11 protein-coding genes are annotated in these 15,396 nt (G+C 55.1%); 9 read left to right on the top strand and 2 right to left on the bottom strand.

The features are described 5' to 3' along the window. The 4 genes from ACE6ED_RS28785 to ACE6ED_RS28770 form a co-directional block, all read left to right on the top strand. The coding region (locus ACE6ED_RS28785; protein ID WP_410830887.1) for a hypothetical protein at positions 1–285 on the top strand (285 nt) is incomplete at its 5' end. A 427-nt stretch (positions 286–712) separates the two neighbouring features. Further along, the gene (locus tag ACE6ED_RS28780; RefSeq protein WP_410830886.1) at positions 713–1,738 is read left to right on the top strand and encodes an ABC transporter permease; all 1,026 of its coding nucleotides are present in this window, start codon (positions 713–715) and stop codon (positions 1,736–1,738) included. 50 nt (positions 1,739–1,788) lie between these two features. Continuing rightward, entirely contained in the window at positions 1,789–2,679 is an 891-nt protein-coding gene (locus tag ACE6ED_RS28775; protein ID WP_410830885.1) for a carbohydrate ABC transporter permease, read from the top strand. Positions 2,680–2,735: 56 nt separating this feature from the next. After that, the gene (locus ACE6ED_RS28770; RefSeq protein WP_410830884.1) at positions 2,736–4,322 is read left to right on the top strand and encodes an ABC transporter substrate-binding protein; all 1,587 of its coding nucleotides are present in this window, start codon (positions 2,736–2,738) and stop codon (positions 4,320–4,322) included. A gap of 530 nt (positions 4,323–4,852) precedes the next feature. Here ACE6ED_RS28770 and ACE6ED_RS28765 read toward each other — a convergent pair. Further along, positions 4,853–5,506: a hypothetical protein gene (locus tag ACE6ED_RS28765; protein WP_410830883.1), complete on the bottom strand. Its 654-nt coding sequence runs from the start codon at positions 5,504–5,506 to the stop codon at positions 4,853–4,855. A 46-nt stretch (positions 5,507–5,552) separates the two neighbouring features. Between ACE6ED_RS28765 and ACE6ED_RS28760 the strand changes: the two genes are divergently transcribed. The 5 genes from ACE6ED_RS28760 (at position 5,553) to ACE6ED_RS28740 (ending at position 14,530) form a co-directional block, all read left to right on the top strand. Then, on the top strand, positions 5,553–8,780 hold the full coding sequence (locus ACE6ED_RS28760) for a carbohydrate-binding protein (RefSeq protein WP_410830882.1): 3,228 nt from the start codon (positions 5,553–5,555) through the stop codon (positions 8,778–8,780). A gap of 118 nt (positions 8,781–8,898) precedes the next feature. Next, on the top strand, positions 8,899–10,881 hold the full coding sequence (locus tag ACE6ED_RS28755) for a glycoside hydrolase family 3 protein (protein WP_410830881.1): 1,983 nt from the start codon (positions 8,899–8,901) through the stop codon (positions 10,879–10,881). Then, positions 10,871–12,832, top strand: a complete 1,962-nt coding sequence (locus ACE6ED_RS28750; protein ID WP_410830880.1) for a hypothetical protein — start codon at positions 10,871–10,873, stop codon at positions 12,830–12,832. The genes ACE6ED_RS28755 and ACE6ED_RS28750 overlap by 11 nt, the downstream gene beginning before the upstream one ends. A gap of 52 nt (positions 12,833–12,884) precedes the next feature. Continuing rightward, the gene (locus ACE6ED_RS28745; protein WP_410830879.1) at positions 12,885–13,859 is read left to right on the top strand and encodes a nucleoside hydrolase; all 975 of its coding nucleotides are present in this window, start codon (positions 12,885–12,887) and stop codon (positions 13,857–13,859) included. A 119-nt stretch (positions 13,860–13,978) separates the two neighbouring features. Next, positions 13,979–14,530, top strand: coding sequence for a GNAT family N-acetyltransferase (locus ACE6ED_RS28740; protein ID WP_410830878.1), 552 nt, complete (start codon positions 13,979–13,981; stop codon positions 14,528–14,530). A 245-nt stretch (positions 14,531–14,775) separates the two neighbouring features. On the opposite strand, the gene ACE6ED_RS28735 is transcribed toward ACE6ED_RS28740, so the two are convergent. Further along, on the bottom strand, positions 14,776–15,396 hold a 621-nt coding region (locus ACE6ED_RS28735; protein WP_410830877.1), incomplete at its 5' end, for a hypothetical protein.

Below are 15,396 nucleotides of genomic sequence, written 5' to 3'. Positions count from 1 at the left end.
ATAACGGATCTGGAGTCCGCAAGGCAACCGAAAAGCCCAGGAATTTCAGAAATAACGTCCTCTGAGTCCGGAAAAACCTCGGTATCGCGTTCGGTGGTCATCCGCTGCGGGTGTGTCGCAGGGGAAGATTCGTTCCAGTTCGTTCAACGACAACAGCGGCAGTCCAAGATATGGTTTATCAAGTTTTGGTCCGCCGCTGCTTTTATTAACTCAACTTTCACAGGCCGAGATCGGCAGCGCAACCTAGATCGGCAGCGCAGCCTGAGCTCGGCAGATACGCCTTGAGATCACTGGGCAAACCAGAGATCCGGTGCTGGAGTTGACTTTGAATCAGGTTGGAGTATTTTTCCCAACCAGATTCGTAATTTCGTTCAGCCGTTCTATGATTTGCGCCAAGGCAACTGCCCGGTCTAGCGTGCTAACTTCATCACATCGTAAATCCCGTCGAATGTGCGTTCGCCGCAATGAAGCACTGTTTTTCTATTTTTTCAAGACAATTGCTTTATTGTGGTTAAATCGGCGCCAGGGCTGGAACTTAGCTGAATTTCGCTCTGCGAAAGTTGAGTAACTCTACTTATGGGACAGCCGATTTTTTTTGCTTTAACCGCTCTTATTGATCACGCCGCAAACTCTGTAGATTTTGAAACTTTTATTATAGATACGCTTATTCAGAATCCGTCCGGGGCGGGCTACACTTAAGAAGAACCAAGAAATGACCGAAGCCATTCAGGAGGTGGAGAGGACTGTGATCACCCAGAAAAAAGGGCGGATATACGCGCCGGGAACCGTCTCGGCGGGGCCGAAAGCCGCCCGCAAGCGCAAAAACGGCGTGCTTCGCCACTTGATCCAAAACAAAGTGCTGCTGCTTATGCTGCTCCCCGGTGTTCTCTTTTTGCTGATCAACAACTACTTGCCGATGTTCGGCATCGTCATCGCCTTCAAAAACATCAACTACATCGACGGCATACTGGGCAGCCCGTGGGTGGGGCTGGAAAACTTCAAATTTTTGTTCGCCACCCAGGACGCCTGGATTATCACCCGAAATACCGTGCTCTACAATCTCGTTTTTATCGTTCTTAATCTTGTTGCCGCCGTTGCGGTGGCGATTGCATTAAACGAGCTGCGGAACAAGCTGGCCGCCAAGTTTTATCAAAGCGTGCTGTTTTTCCCCTACTTTTTGTCCATGGTTGTTGTCAGCTACCTGGTATTTGCGTTTTTGAACACAGAATACGGTTTTCTCAACAAAGGCCTGCTGGCGCCGCTTGGATTCAGTGAAGTCGACTGGTATTCCGACGCGGGAAAATGGCCCTACATCCTGCCGCTGATCAACCTCTGGAAAGGGGTAGGCTACAGTTGTGTAATCTATCTGGCCGCGATCATCGGCATTGACAGCGAATATTACGAGGCCGCGCTGATCGACGGCGCAAGCAAATGGAAGCAGATCCTGCATATCACCGTTCCGCTGATCCGTCCGGTTATCATCATCACCACAATTTTGGCGATCGGCGGCATCTTCCGCTCTGACTTCGGCCTGTTCTACCAGACGACGCTTAACTCCGGTCCGCTGTACCCGACCACCCTGGTTATCGACACGTACGTATACAATGCGCTGATCAACATGGGCAACCTCGGCATGTCGGCCGCTGCGGGACTGTATCAGGCAATCGTCGGTTTCTTCCTGGTCCTTGGCGCAAACTGGATTGTGCGCAAGGTTGACAGAGATCAGGCGGTTTTCTGAGAATACTGCGGGTGATTTGCGGCAAGGAACGATGTTAAGGAGGAGAATCTGTGCGAAACGAAATATCCAGGGGAGCCAATCTCACGCTGAACCTGATTTTTATACTGCTGACTATTGCCTGCGTCATGCCTGTCGTACTTGTCTTCATGATTTCTATCACCGATTACGATGCAATCGTGCGGAACGGCTATCAGTTTATTCCGGAAAAAATCAGCTTTGACGCTTACGCCTATCTGTTCAAAGACTACGCGGTGGTGCTGAGGGCTTACGGGGTGTCCATTTTTGTGACGGTTATGGGCACGGCAGTCAGCGTGCTGCTGACTGCGCTGTATGCTTATCCGCTGTCCAGATCGGATTTCCGTTACCGCGGCATCTTCGCTTTCCTGATCTTTTTCACCATGCTGTTCGGCGGGGGACTGGTGCCCTGGTACATTGTCTACACCCAGATGCTGGACGTTAAAAATACCCTGATGGCGCTCATTTTGCCCATGCTGCTGTCCCCGTTTAATGTGCTTATTATGAAAACTTATTTCCAGATGAGCGTTCCGCCCGCTCTAATCGAAGCCGCCAAAATCGACGGCGCCGGTGAGATGCGGACCTTCTTCCGCATCGTATTCCCGCTGTCGCTGCCGGTGTTTGCCACTATTGGCCTGTTCAACACGCTGCACTACTGGAACGACTGGTTTAACAGCATGATTTTTATTACGGACACCAAGCTGTATTCCCTGCAGTACCTGATGTACAAAATGATTTCCCAAGCCGATTATCTGGCCCGCAACAGCTCGCTGATTCAAGGCTCGGCCACGGAGCTGGCGAAGCTCCCGGGAGAAACGATCCGTATGGCGATGGCGCTGGTCGGCATCGGGCCGATTGTGCTGGCCTATCCGTTTTTCCAGCGGTTTTTCATCCGGGGCCTGACGGTAGGATCCATCAAAGGCTAGTCCCGGCCTTGGGCCGGTTAGCATACAGAAGCAATGACAAGGGGAGGAAAACAAAAATGGCCGCAAAAAAATCGTTTGGTTTGCTATTGTCCTTGTGTTTGGTGTTTGGGGGGATACTCGCCGGGTGCGGCGGCAATAACGGAAACGGAGGCAGCAGCGCCGAACCGGCCAGTAAGGCCACCAGCAACGCCGCGCCGACCAGCAAGGCGGCGAACAGTCCCGAAACCAAGGACGGAACCGGCAACCAAAAATCCGGAGAAGGCGCACAAACCGCCGAGCTTGAGCCGGTGGAACTGTCGCTGTACATTCCGGGCGGTCCCGATAAGGATGTCGCGTCGGTCGAACAGGAGATCAACGCCTATTTGAAGGACAAAATCAACGCCACGCTCAAAATCAACCAGCTCAGCTGGGATAAGCCGGCCGATAAAGTCAATCTGATGATCCAGTCCGGCGAAGTATTCGATATGGTGTTCACCTGGGATTTTATCAACAATGCTTCAAAAGGCGCGTATTTGCCGCTGGAAGATCTGCTGGAGAAGCACGGCAAGGAATTGAAAGAGCAGATTCATCCGGCATATCTTGCCGCTGCTACCGTTAACGGACATTTGTATGCGATTCCAACGGAAAAAGAGCTGGGTCAGTCCGTCGGCTTTGCTTTTGACAAGGCGATTGTCGACAAGTATAAGTTCGATGTGGCGGGCATCGCCAAGCTTGAGGATCTGGAGCCGATGCTGCAGACCATCAAGGAGAAAGAGCCGGGCATGTCTCCGATCTACATGAACCATACCGACAACCTCAGCTGGTTTACGCCTTATACCGATGTCGAGGATGTTGACGGCAGCGGCGATCTGCCGACACTGCTTAACCTCAAAACGATGAAGGTGTTCAACGAATACGATACTCCGGAAATGCTGGAGCGGCTGAGATTGATCCGCAAGTGGTACGAAGCCGGCTACATCAATAAAAATGGCGCTACCGACAAAACCGAGCTGAAGGATGCCGTGAAAAGCGGCAAAGCCTGGTTCACTTACGGAAACATGAATCCGACCTCGACGAACGACTGGTCAAAATTGACCGAAAGACCGGTTATCGTCAAAACACTGACGCCGGTAATGGTCAGCACCAAAAGCTTGCAGGGCTCCATGCTCGCCGTATCCAGAACGTCCAAAAATCCGGAGCGGGCGATGATGTTTATCAACCTGATCCATACGGATCCCGTTCTGTACAATCTGCTCACTTTCGGCATTGAAGGCAAACACTACAAAAAAGTGGATGACAAAACCGTTGAATTCATTCCCGACAGCGGTTACAATTCCGTCTCCTCCTGGATGATCGGCAATGTTCTGCTGAACTATTTGAATAAAGACGAAGATCCGCGCCGCATCCAGCTGTATGAGGAATGGAACGCCAATTCAGTCACGTCGCCAATTATTGGCTTCGTCTTCGACGCCACCAAGGTACAGTCGCAAATCGGTGCGCTCGTTAACATCACCAAGCAGTACAAAAGCACGCTTGCTACCGGCGCGGTAGATCCCGAGCCGGTGCTGAAGGAAATGAACGAGAAGCTAAAAGCGGCCGGCCTGGAAACGGTGATGGCCGAAGTGCAGGCGCAGGTGGACGCTTTTGTCGCCAAGCAAAAATAAGCCGCGCAGAGAATAAGCCAGGCAGGAAATAAGCCGCTGAGCCGATTAGAAAATAAGCCGCGTAGAAGGGTAAGCCGCGTAGAAAGGTAAGCCATGTAGAAAGGTAAGCCATGTAGAAAGGTAAGCCACGTAGAAAGGTAAGCCCCATAGGAACGAGCTGCTTGGAAAAAAAGCTGCTGTAATGGAAATACGCTCCGGCTCTGGTATTATCGCCAGCTGAATGGCAATCAGGCACTGCCGGGATGGCCGGCAGACTCAAGTTTAAGCTCCGTCCCGCGTATGGCGCGGGACGGGGGGATTTGGTTCCATCCTCCAAAACAGGAAAGGGGATGTCAACGAATGAAAAAGCCGCGTATGCGCAAAATGATGGGGTTGCTGCTGACATGGTCGTTAGTAGGATCGCTTTTTCCAACAAATGTAAGCGCTTTATCTTCGCCCGGGCCGGAGTCATTGTTAAGGTTAACAGCGCAGGCTGAAATTGCATCAGTCTCCGCATCAGAAACAGAACCCGCACCAGACCTTACGCCCAATTATAAGCCATGTCCTATACTAAGTCCCAAGCCATGTCCCAAGCCAAGTCCCAAGCCAAGTCCCAAGCCAAGTCCTCCACCATGTTCCACACCAAGCCCAACGCAAAGTCCGGTGCCAAGTCCCACACCAAGCCCTTCAGCAAGTCCAACGCAAAGTCCGGTGCCAAGTCCCACACCAAGCCCTTCAGCAAGTCCAACGCAAAGTCCGGTGCCAAGTCCCACACCAAGCCCTTCAGCAAGTCCAACGCAAAGTCCCGATCCAAGTCCCACGCCAAGTTCTACGCCAAGCCCAACGCCAAGTCCCGTGCCAAGTGCCACACCAAGCCCAACGCCAAGTGCCACGCCAAGTTCTACGCCAAGCCCAACGCCAAGCCCAACGCCAAGTCCCGTGCCAAGTCCAACACAAAGTCCCGATCCAAGTCCCACGCCAAGTTCTACGCCAAGCCCAACGCCAAGTCCCGTGCCAAGTGCCACACCAAGCCCAACGCCAAGTCCCGTGCCAAGTGCCACACCAAGTCCCACGCCAAGTGCCACGCCAAGTCCCGCGCCAAGTGCCACACCAAGTCCTTCGCCAAGTCCGTCAGCAAGTCCGTCAGCAAGTCCAACGTCAACACCTACGCCCGCCCCTGCGTCACTGCTATGGCAGCTGGGCACTCCGGATGGCAGTTCGGCCGAATTTGGACCCTTTAAACAAACGGTAGTGGAGACGGTTTATCTGCCGGTTGAACCCGTTGATTGGGGAGTGATATCCAAAGGGCTTAAGGGAGACGCAAACCCGAAGCTGGATTTCGTCTACTCGCTGCCTGCTGTTCCTGAACATGGCGTGGAGCTCCGCTTTAAGGTGCTGGATGCAGGCAACGCCACCCCTCAAATTGCTGTTTTTTCCAATGAAGCGATGGCGGGGCTGATTCAAATCGCCGGGTTGAACAATGGGGGAAGTCCGCCCGAGCGCACGTGGAAGGAGACCTACCAGCTCTACATTCCAAAAGAACTGCTGCAGGTAGGCAGCAATACGCTGCGCCTGGAGGTCGACCGCGGATTATATGCCGATGAAACCGCTTCGGGTTATATCGGCGACAGCTTCCTCTGGTTTCAGTGGGACTATGTGGCGCTGAAAGCGCTGGATTCGCCTGCTGCGGAGCCAATGCATGGACGGTATATCCATCTCGGAAGCACCCTTGCGGCGGCAACCTTCGATTACAACGAAGATGCGCTGCGCCATCTTGGCCCGATGGCTAAATGGATGGGCGTGGCATACAGCGGCAACTGGATGCGGACGTCCCTCTGGTCGGATACCCGGTCCGTATGGGAGGCTGGCGCGCGGAACTATTTGACCGGCATGCGCAATTTGAATTTAGAGCCGATGGTCAACATCATTGGGCTCAACTGGAAAAATAACGCCAATCTGGCGCAGGGAATCATCGATCCTGGACTTCGGACGTATTATCAAAACTTCGTGAACGATTTTGGCGATCTGTACCAATATGCGGAGACCAGCAATGAGCCGGGCTTGTTCGGCTGGCATCAGCAGGCGGTGCTCGCCATACATCAGATGATGACAGAAGAGCGGCAGACGAACACGCAGCCGTATCTCAAAATCGTTGCCCCCGGTTGGGCCTATTGGCCATACAATGGCACGCCTGACGGCTGGGAGCGGGACGTCGAAATGCGCCGTCCGATTGAGGAGCTGTCCGATATCACGAACGGGCACAGCTATGGCGGCACCGGGGTACAGCCGATTCCGGGGGGCAGTCTCTATGAGAATTTACGCCTCTACGGAGAGGCGGAAGAAGGTTTTGGCAGGTCAATGGCGATGAGCGAAACCGGCGCCAACGACAACCATTCGGACAATACGAAATATGGAACGTACGCGTACCGGTTTGCCGCCGCTTTTGACCGGGAGATGCGGGCGAATATCGGGTACGTGGATCACATCATGCAGCATGCGGCGTTTTTTAATGACGGAACCGACTTCGGTTTATTTAATACGGACATTAACTGGAAAACCCACCGTTACGAGGATACGCAGGCGGTGCCCGCCAAACCGGGCGAAGGGGGAGAAACCCGGCTGAAGACCTTCCGCAGGCTGGCAGCCGCTTATGCTACACATGGCCGTCCGCTGGTGTATGAGGTTCTGAACGCGGATACATTGTCCGGGAAAAAAGCCTACTTCCGGGCGGTGGACACCTCTGCTCTCGGCACATCGGTCATCGGAGCGTCCTCGGATAAACTGCTGCTGAATTTCGTCAACTTTGAAAAAGAAGCGTTGACCATGACGGTACGGGTTACGCTGCCGGAAGCGGGAACCTATACGGGAGAACGTTTTGGTGCGGGCGATACCTACGCCGGAGCCCATTCCTGGGTACAGTTTACAGCTTCGCCTGAACTCGAATTAACGGTCGACCTTGGTCCAGGTGAGACTGTTCAGTACATGCTGGACCGTCCCGCAGACTCGGCACCGGCCGCTCCCTCCGGCGTCCACGCGGAAGCACCGGCTTACAATGCGGTCCGGGTGAACTGGCAAGCGGACGCAGGCGGCCTGGCGGCGGAATACCGTGTGTACCGGAGCGATTTAAGCGAGCCGGTGATGACGGTGCCGGGGCTGCTGACGAGTTTTACCGACTACAGCGTGGAAGCCGAGACGGCCTACACTTATACTGTTCAGGCTGTAGATGACAGCGGACGGGTTTCCGGCCAATCCGCCGCCGCAACTGTAACGACACCGGTAATGCCGGTAACGCCTTCGGTGCCGGGTGACCCAACCAAGTTTGAAGCGGAAGCGGCCAGCTTTGCGGCGCCGCTGGTCATCGCCAACCGGAGCGGCGCTTCCGGAGGCAAAATGGTGGAGCAGACCCATCGAGGCCCCATTTCCGTGCTCGGCTACAATGCGGGGGCTGGAGGGGAATATACACTGACGATCGCTTATGCTTCGGCTCAGGAATCGAAAAAAAGACTGCTGGTAAACGGCACACGCCAGGCGACGCTTACGCTCCCGTCCACCGGGGGCTGGGGAGACAATGCGATTCAGGAACGGAAGTTCCGTGTGGTTCTCCAGCCGGGCTATAACAATATTACCTTAAATGCGGCAGGGAATGGAGCCAACCTCGATTATTTCCGGCTGGAGGAAGGGGTGTATGCTCCGATCCCGGTCTGGTATGAGGTGGAGCATGACCACAGCTATATCGACTATGCGGGATTTACAGCAGCTTCTAACGGCGCTTCAATGGTTACGGATACGGCGGGAGCGACAGCGGCGCTCGCCTTTAACGGCAGCGGCATCCGCTGGCGGTCTGATATCCGCAGCGACATGGGCAGCGCCGAGGTTTACGTGGATGGGGCGCTTGTGCAGACAGTGCATCTCCCGCAGGCCGGCCTGGAAGGGGAAGACCGGCTAGTCTTTGAGCTGACCGGCCTGGAGCTGGGGCTGCACCGGATTGAAATCAAAGCCCAGTCGGGGCGGGTCATGGTCCACGGCTTCGAATTCCTGGGTCTGGATCCGCAGCCGCCCCAACCGCTGGCGGATCTGATTGTGAAGGAGATCGGCTGGACGATATACGGCCCGGATGGGGAGCCGACCGGTTCCGAGCACCCGCAGCCGGGGGACTCGCTCATTTTTACAGCTAAAGTGGCTAACGTCGGCTTACGTCCGACACCGGTCAACCAGACGACAGGCCTGGGCCAAATTACAGGCGGCGTCTTTACGGTGAACGGCGGAACCGTGTCATGGACCGACACTTACAACACAGTGCTGCAGCCGGGAGAAGAAGTAGTGTTGACCGCAAACGGCAGCGCCCAAGGCACAGCAAAATGGATGGTGCCGGGATACGGCAGCTACGAGATCGGTTTTTATGTGAACGACATCAGCCGTTATCCCGAGATGAGCAGGGAAAATAACCGGCTGGCGGTCAACTTGTCGATTGAACCGTAAGGAAGCAAAATTGTAGGGGCTACCGTAGAATATTTAACTTTTTTAAGTAGCTGCGTGTATTAAGCATGGTCCCCTTATAAGCTACACTGGGGGTAATCTGACCCTGGGGGGACCGTGCATGCTGAGAGCTTTGACGGAAGAAGAGCGGGCGTGGGTGGAGCAGACCTTCGCCCGCTTAAGCCTGCGGGAAAAAATAGGGCAAACGATGCAGGATCATGCGGGCCGTCTGCCGTTTGGCGAGGCGGATGAAGACACGATCGGCGCTTATTTAGAACGTTACCCGGTAGGCGGTTTGTTTATCGGCGGCGCCATCATCCATAAGGCTTCGGGGAAGGCCGGGGATTACCGCAGCTGGATGGAACGGTTTCAGAAAAATAGCAAGGTCCCGCTCCTCGTCTCCGGTGATCTGGAATTCGGTGCGGGTTCGGCCGTAGGCAGCCTGACCTCCTTTCCGTCCCTGCCCGCGCTGGCGGCAGCGGATGACGAGGAGCTGGCTTATAACTACGGCAAATATACGGCGCTCGAAGGCCGGGCCGCCGGCTTTACCTGGGCGCTTGCGCCGACGGTTGACATCCTGGTGAACTGGATGAATCCGGTGATCGCCACCCGCTGTCTAGGCGACGATCCGGCCCGCATCAAGCGGCTGGCCGCTGCCATCATCCGCGGCATGCAGGATCACGGGATGGCGGCGTGTGCCAAGCATTTTCCGGGCGACGGCGTGGATTTCCGCGACCAGCATATCGTCACCACTATCAACAGTCTTACGGAGACGGCGTGGGAGGCGGCTTACGGCGATGTGGCCCGGCATCTGATCGGGGCCGGCCTGCTGTCGTGGATGACGGGGCATATTGCGCTGCCTTGGATGGAGGGGAACACGGCCGGAAGCAAACCGGTTCCGGCTACGGTATCCTCCAAAATCACGACCGGTCTGCTGCGCGGCCGGCTTGGCTTCCGCGGAGTTGTGCTGTCGGATGCGCTGGATATGGGCGGTTTTATCGGCTGGGGCGGGTATGAGCGGCGGATAGCCGACTGCCTGAACAGCGGTACGGATATGCTGCTGTGGCCGGGCACACGGTATTTTGACACCATAGAACAAGCGCTGGAGCGCGGTGAAATTCCGCCAGAGCGGCTGGACGAAAGCGTCCGCCGAATTCTGGAGCTGAAAGCCCGCCTGGGGTTGGCCCGGCTGGACGAAGCAGGCCGGGACCCGCAGGCGCAGCCGCTGGAAGACGGCCGCCTGGCGTCTGTTAAGCTGGCTGCGGAGGCGCGGTCTGTCGCGGGAGAAGTGGCGCGGCGCAGCGTAACGCTGGTGCGCAACCGCGCGCGGCTGCTTCCGCTGAATCCGGAGACAACCCGGCGCGTGCTGGTTGTTATGCTGAACAAGGTGACGGAAGACCGCAAATTCGTCCGCATGGATCGTTTTGTCGACCTGCTGCGGGAACGGGGGCTGGAAGTCGATGTGCTGGATGAGTTTGAGCCGCTTGTTACGGCGCGGCGCTGGGAAGAAGAAGGAAGCCGGTGGGATGCGGCTTTTGTGCCGTATTTTTTGACACTGCACGGAATGATGAACACAAGCCGTCCGGTGGGGGAGGCGGCAAAAGGTATTTGGGCGCTTCAACAGGCGGAGACGATTTCGCCGATCGGGATTTCGTTTGCGACCCCTCATTTGCTGCAGGATATGCCGTTTCTGGATACATTGGTAAATGTCTATTCCCTGCACGAGGACTCCCTGCAGGCAACCGTGCGGGCGCTCTTCGGTGAGCTGCCATTTCTCGGACGGTCGCCTGTGAACACGGGGGAGGAACTCGATGTTCCTCCAGCCGATGCGGCCATCGTCCCCGCTGGGACCCCTGCTGGAGCTTCCGCTTTGGCTGACGCCACTAGAGCTGCCGCTCCTGTTGACGCAACTACAGCGGCCGCTGATACCGTTTCCGCTGATGCCACTACAGCTGCCGCTCCTGACGATGCGGCTGCGACGGCCATCGTTCGCGCTCCTGCTGACGCGGCGGCTACCACAGTCATCGCTCCTGCTAAGACCACTACCGCGGCTATCGCTTCTGATGTTGCCGCCGCACAAGGGGATGTGTGCCATGAACAATAACGTCATGAATAACAATGTCATCAAGCATAAAGGCATGGAACATCAAGCCGCGCTTCCCGATTGGCAGCAGCTGCTGATCAGACGGATGGAAGCGCTGGAAGCTGACTATGATCCGGAGGTGAAGCTGCTGCGCTCGCCGTTCAGCAGCCCAGGCTATCATACAACCTTAAGGGACGCCGCGTATGTTCATCCTACGCGCGAGTCTCTGTCTTACGCGTTGGGCTTGCTCGATACAGGGCTTGCCGAAGCGGAAGAACGGGCTTTTGGCATAATTGACGCCGTATTGGCGCTGCAGGACACGGACCAGGGCCGGGATACCTTCGGAATCTGGCCCTGGTTCTATGAGGAGCCGCTGGAGCGGATGTCGCCGCCGGACTGGAATTGGGCCGATTTTTGCGGCAGCCGCCTGCTTCAGGCGCTGGTCCGGCATGGCGGGCGCTTTTCGGCCGTGCGGTATGCGGCGGTACAGCTTGCCGTGGAACACGCCTGCGAAGCCATCATCCGCCGCAATGTCGGGCCGGACTATACCAACATCGCCATTATCGGCGCGTTTGTGACCCTGGTTGCCGGTGAACGGCTGAACCGGCCCGATTTTGCCGCGTATGGTCTGCAGCGGCTGCGGCGGTTGGCCGAATATTCGGGACGGCGCGGCGCTTTTCAGGAGTATAACAGTCCGGTGTATACCTCTATCGCACTGGTAGAGCTGTCCAAACTGCGGACAGAGACTCGGAATGAAGAAGCCAAAAGCCTTGCGGATGGGCTGCTGGCGATGACCTGGCGGACGGTCGCGGAGCATTTTCATCCGGCTACCGGGCAGTGGTCCGGTCCGCACGCCCGCAGTTATGCCGCGCTGCTGCCGGAATCCATCCGCGCTTTCCTGCAGACGGCGACGGAGGGCGCGGTTATGTTTTTTCCGTGGGAGCGGCTGCCGTATGAGGAGGAATGGTACGGCAGCGGAATCAGCTGCCCGCCGGATCTGCGTTCTTTGTTTATGACTCCCGGCGTACGAGAGGTACGCCAGCTGTATGAAGGGGAAGCCGGAGAGCCCGGTGCGCGCTGGGCGGCCGCCTACTTGACGCCTTCCTACAGCCTCGGCAGCTTTGACCGGACGGAGCTGTGGAACCAGCGGCGGGCGCTGCTGGCTTATCTGGATAATGACGGGCAGCCGGCATACGTCCGTTTCCGCTGTCTCCATGACGGCTACGACTACTGTTCGGCGGTTTTCAAAAGCGTTCAGCGCCGCGGCGAAATCCACTGCGGTGTAGAATTTCTGACAGACGGCGGTGATACTCATCCGAATCTGGACCGGATCGGCGGAACAATAGAAGCCTCCGATCTTCGGCTCCGCCTGGAGCTGGGCGGCAATTTGACCGGCCTCTCGGCGGAAGCGGAGGAGGAAGGCAGACGGGTTGTGCTGGCTGTCGACGGTCTGGAGCTGGCGCTTGAATTGCATTTTGCTGCATTCGGAAAGTCAGCCAGTGCGGCGGTGAAAAAGCCTGGAGCTGGGCGACAGGAACTTGGGAAAAGCCAAGAACAAAGCCAAGAACAAAGCCAAGAACAAAGCCAAGAACAAAGCCAAGAACAAAGCCAAGAACAAAGCCAAGAACAAAGCCAACCCTTACGCTGGCGGCTGGAGCGGGAGGGGGAGATGCTGTACGCCGATCTGGTGCTGTATGAGGGACAGCGGCGAGTAATCGACTTCCGTAAGCTGGAGGAAGCGGCAGCCGTATTCACTTTATGCATCCAGCCAAGAGGAAGTACAGTCCCGCCGTTTGCACGGCGGCTTGTTCGACACGCCGATGGCTGGCTCGAAGTGACGGCTGCGGAACAACATAAACACGAGACGGCGGATAAGCAGGACAACAGGCACATGCAAGTGGAAAGGGAAACAGCCATCTGGCTGCGGCTGCGTCCCGGCTTACCCGTCTACCGGGACGGTTCAGACGGGTGAAGTACCGGCTTGCTGATTGCCGGCCTGCTGTGTTTTTTAAGGAGGAAGCTTAATGAACAGCGATACGACAAGCAAAAAAATGGACGTTTGCTGCAATCCGGTCCCCATTATTCTGGACACCGATATCGGTCCCGATTGTGATGACGCAGGTGCGGTGGCAGTGCTGCATGCTTTGGCCCGCAGCGGAGAAGCCGAGATTGTGGGCATGTTCCACTGTACCTCCAGCCGCTGGGGGGCGGGGTGTCTGGATGCGCTGAATCTTTTTTATGGAAGAGAAGATATTCCGGTCGGTACGCTTGAGACTGCCGGTTTTCTGGATGATGACAGCCAATACGCCCGCTATAACAAGTGGGTTGCGGTTGGATACCCGAACCGTTTTGACGGTAAGGCAGCAGCTCCGGCTGCTGTCGCGCTTTACCGTACGCTGCTGGCGCAGCAGGAGGACGGCCGCGTCGTCATTACCGCGATTGGACCGCTGCTAAATCTGATGAACCTGCTGCAGTCCGTTCCCGATGAAGCAAGCGAGTTGAGTGGAATTGAACTCATCCGGCGGAAGGCCGCCAAGCTGGTGGTGATGGGGGGAGCTTTTCCGGAAGGGAAGGACTGGAACTTTGAAATGCATCCGGAAGCCGCCGCTTATGTTATGGAGCATTGGCCGACGCCGGTTGTATTGGCCGGTTCGGAGATCGGTAAAGCAATGCTGACCGGAGGAAGCCTGGCCGCGCTAGAAGTGCTTAGACATCCTGTACGTGACGCCTATGAATGGTTCACCAGCGGCAGCGGGCTGCGCGAAAGCTGGGATTTGGCCGCTGTGTTGTACGCCGTGCGGGGCGCTTCGGCTTACTGGCATGAGCAGCGGGGCACGATCCGGGTGCTGCCGGACGGCGGGAACATCTGGGAGCCTGACAGCGGCGGCTGGCATGCTTACCTTACGTTTAAAGCATCACCGCAGGAAGTGGCGGAAACGCTGGACGAACTGCTGGCCGCTATGCCGGAATCCGCAGAAACAGCGGCGGGCAGCTGCTGACTCAAACTCATAGCCACGGCCTTGATGGGCGTTTCGGCCCGTCGAGGTTTTTTATTTTCGGCATAAGACGTATAATAATCTCCCAAACCAATTCGTTACTAGGAAATGGAGCCGATTTCATGATCATTAACCCGCAGGAGTTTCATGTGAAGGATTTGAAGTTCACGATCCGGCCAGCCGTTCTAAGCGACGCAGGCGATTTAGCTGAAATGAGATTACAAATTGATGGCGAGTCCGAAAACATGGACAGAGAAAAGGGAGAGGATTTTATCGACTCCGCTGGGTTCGAAGCCATTATTGAGACGGATACCCGGCACCCGAGGCGGTTATTTTTAGTGGCGGAAGCGAATGGCAAATTGATCGGCTACTCCCGATGCGTAGGCCATGATTTAAAACGGTTCGTTCACAAAGCGGAGTTCGGGCTAGGAGTGCTGAAGGATTTTTGGGGATACGGGATTGGAAAAAAACTGATGACAGAAACCCTCGCTTGGGCAGACGCAGCAGGACTCCAAAAAATCGTGTTATACGGTGTTCTTGAAACAAATGAGCGCGGGATCGCCTTGTATAAAAGTCTCGGTTTTGAAATCGAAGGATGCATGAAGAAAGACCGGATTTTGTCTGACGGGAAATATTATAGCACTTATATGATGGCCAGATTTAATGAAGGATAATGAAAAAACGACGGCAGTAGAAAAAAGAAACCGGGTCCCCGGAAAGGGGACTCGGCTTCGGGAACTTTGCTTGATTAAGCCGCCCGCCGTGTTTGGAGCGGATCGCTTGTGCGGCAGATGTTGGTATACACATAACTGCCGCTTGAAGTCTGCCGGCTGGGGAGCTTCGGGATTTTTGTTCTATGCATCCAGTTCGCTGTGGGCCCCTCCACGGTCTACAGGAGGGTGTAGGAACGTGACCCGATCTATTGTTTGAATGATTTCAAAATATATTTATAGGATTCATCTATCGTTTTGTCGTTATAGTATACGTCAGTAAGAGCCTCGTTAACTGTAGTGTCAAATGATGCGTAATTCTCCGGAATTGGATAAGTTTCTATAGCTGATCCATCTTTGACATCATAAATCATGGATGCATCAAAGTTGCTGTTGTAAGACTGGTTTAGAATGGAAATGGTTTTTTTGTTGTAAAAGGTTGGGTAGGAAAGGGGATAACTACTGAAATAATTGTATTTCCCTCTAGATGCAATCATATTCAGCGTATATTCCTCGCTAAATATATAATTCATTATTTTTAATAGCGTATCCGTTTCATTGCTTTGTTTAGCCAAAGCTATGGTGGACTGCCGAATATTTTGTATTTCTTCGCCTTCTTTATTAGGCAAAAAAGAAACTTTGATAGGAAAATCAGCCTCTATTTTCATTGGAGCACTCTCATTCCATTGCTTGCTAAAATCTTTATTTGCATATAGTTCCATGTTAAATGAATTAGAAATCATCGTAGCATAATGGCCATTAGAAAAGATATTGTCGACAGGATAGATTCCGTTTTCGTATTCTTCATAACCCTTTCCATAATCTTTAAC

The sequence above is a fragment of the Paenibacillus nanchangensis genome (genome assembly GCF_046543445.1).
In the GTDB taxonomy this organism is placed as follows: Bacteria; Bacillota; Bacilli; order Paenibacillales; family Paenibacillaceae; genus Paenibacillus_AQ; species Paenibacillus_AQ nanchangensis.
Note: the sequence above shows the minus strand (reverse complement) of the source record. Positions and strands in the feature narration are given on the sequence as shown.

What these genes read in the sequence shown, in the direction of transcription:
- ACE6ED_RS28770 (WP_410830884.1), top strand. Translation starts at nt 2,736, where the DNA reads ATGGCCGCAAAAAAATCGTTTGGTTTGCTATTGTCCTTGTGTTTGGTG.
- ACE6ED_RS28750 (WP_410830880.1), top strand. Translation starts at nt 10,871, where the DNA reads ATGAACAATAACGTCATGAATAACAATGTCATCAAGCATAAAGGCATG.
- ACE6ED_RS28780 (WP_410830886.1), top strand. Translation starts at nt 713, where the DNA reads ATGACCGAAGCCATTCAGGAGGTGGAGAGGACTGTGATCACCCAGAAA.
- ACE6ED_RS28745 (WP_410830879.1), top strand. Translation starts at nt 12,885, where the DNA reads ATGAACAGCGATACGACAAGCAAAAAAATGGACGTTTGCTGCAATCCG.
- ACE6ED_RS28740 (WP_410830878.1), top strand. Translation starts at nt 13,979, where the DNA reads ATGATCATTAACCCGCAGGAGTTTCATGTGAAGGATTTGAAGTTCACG.
- ACE6ED_RS28755 (WP_410830881.1), top strand. Translation starts at nt 8,899, where the DNA reads ATGCTGAGAGCTTTGACGGAAGAAGAGCGGGCGTGGGTGGAGCAGACC.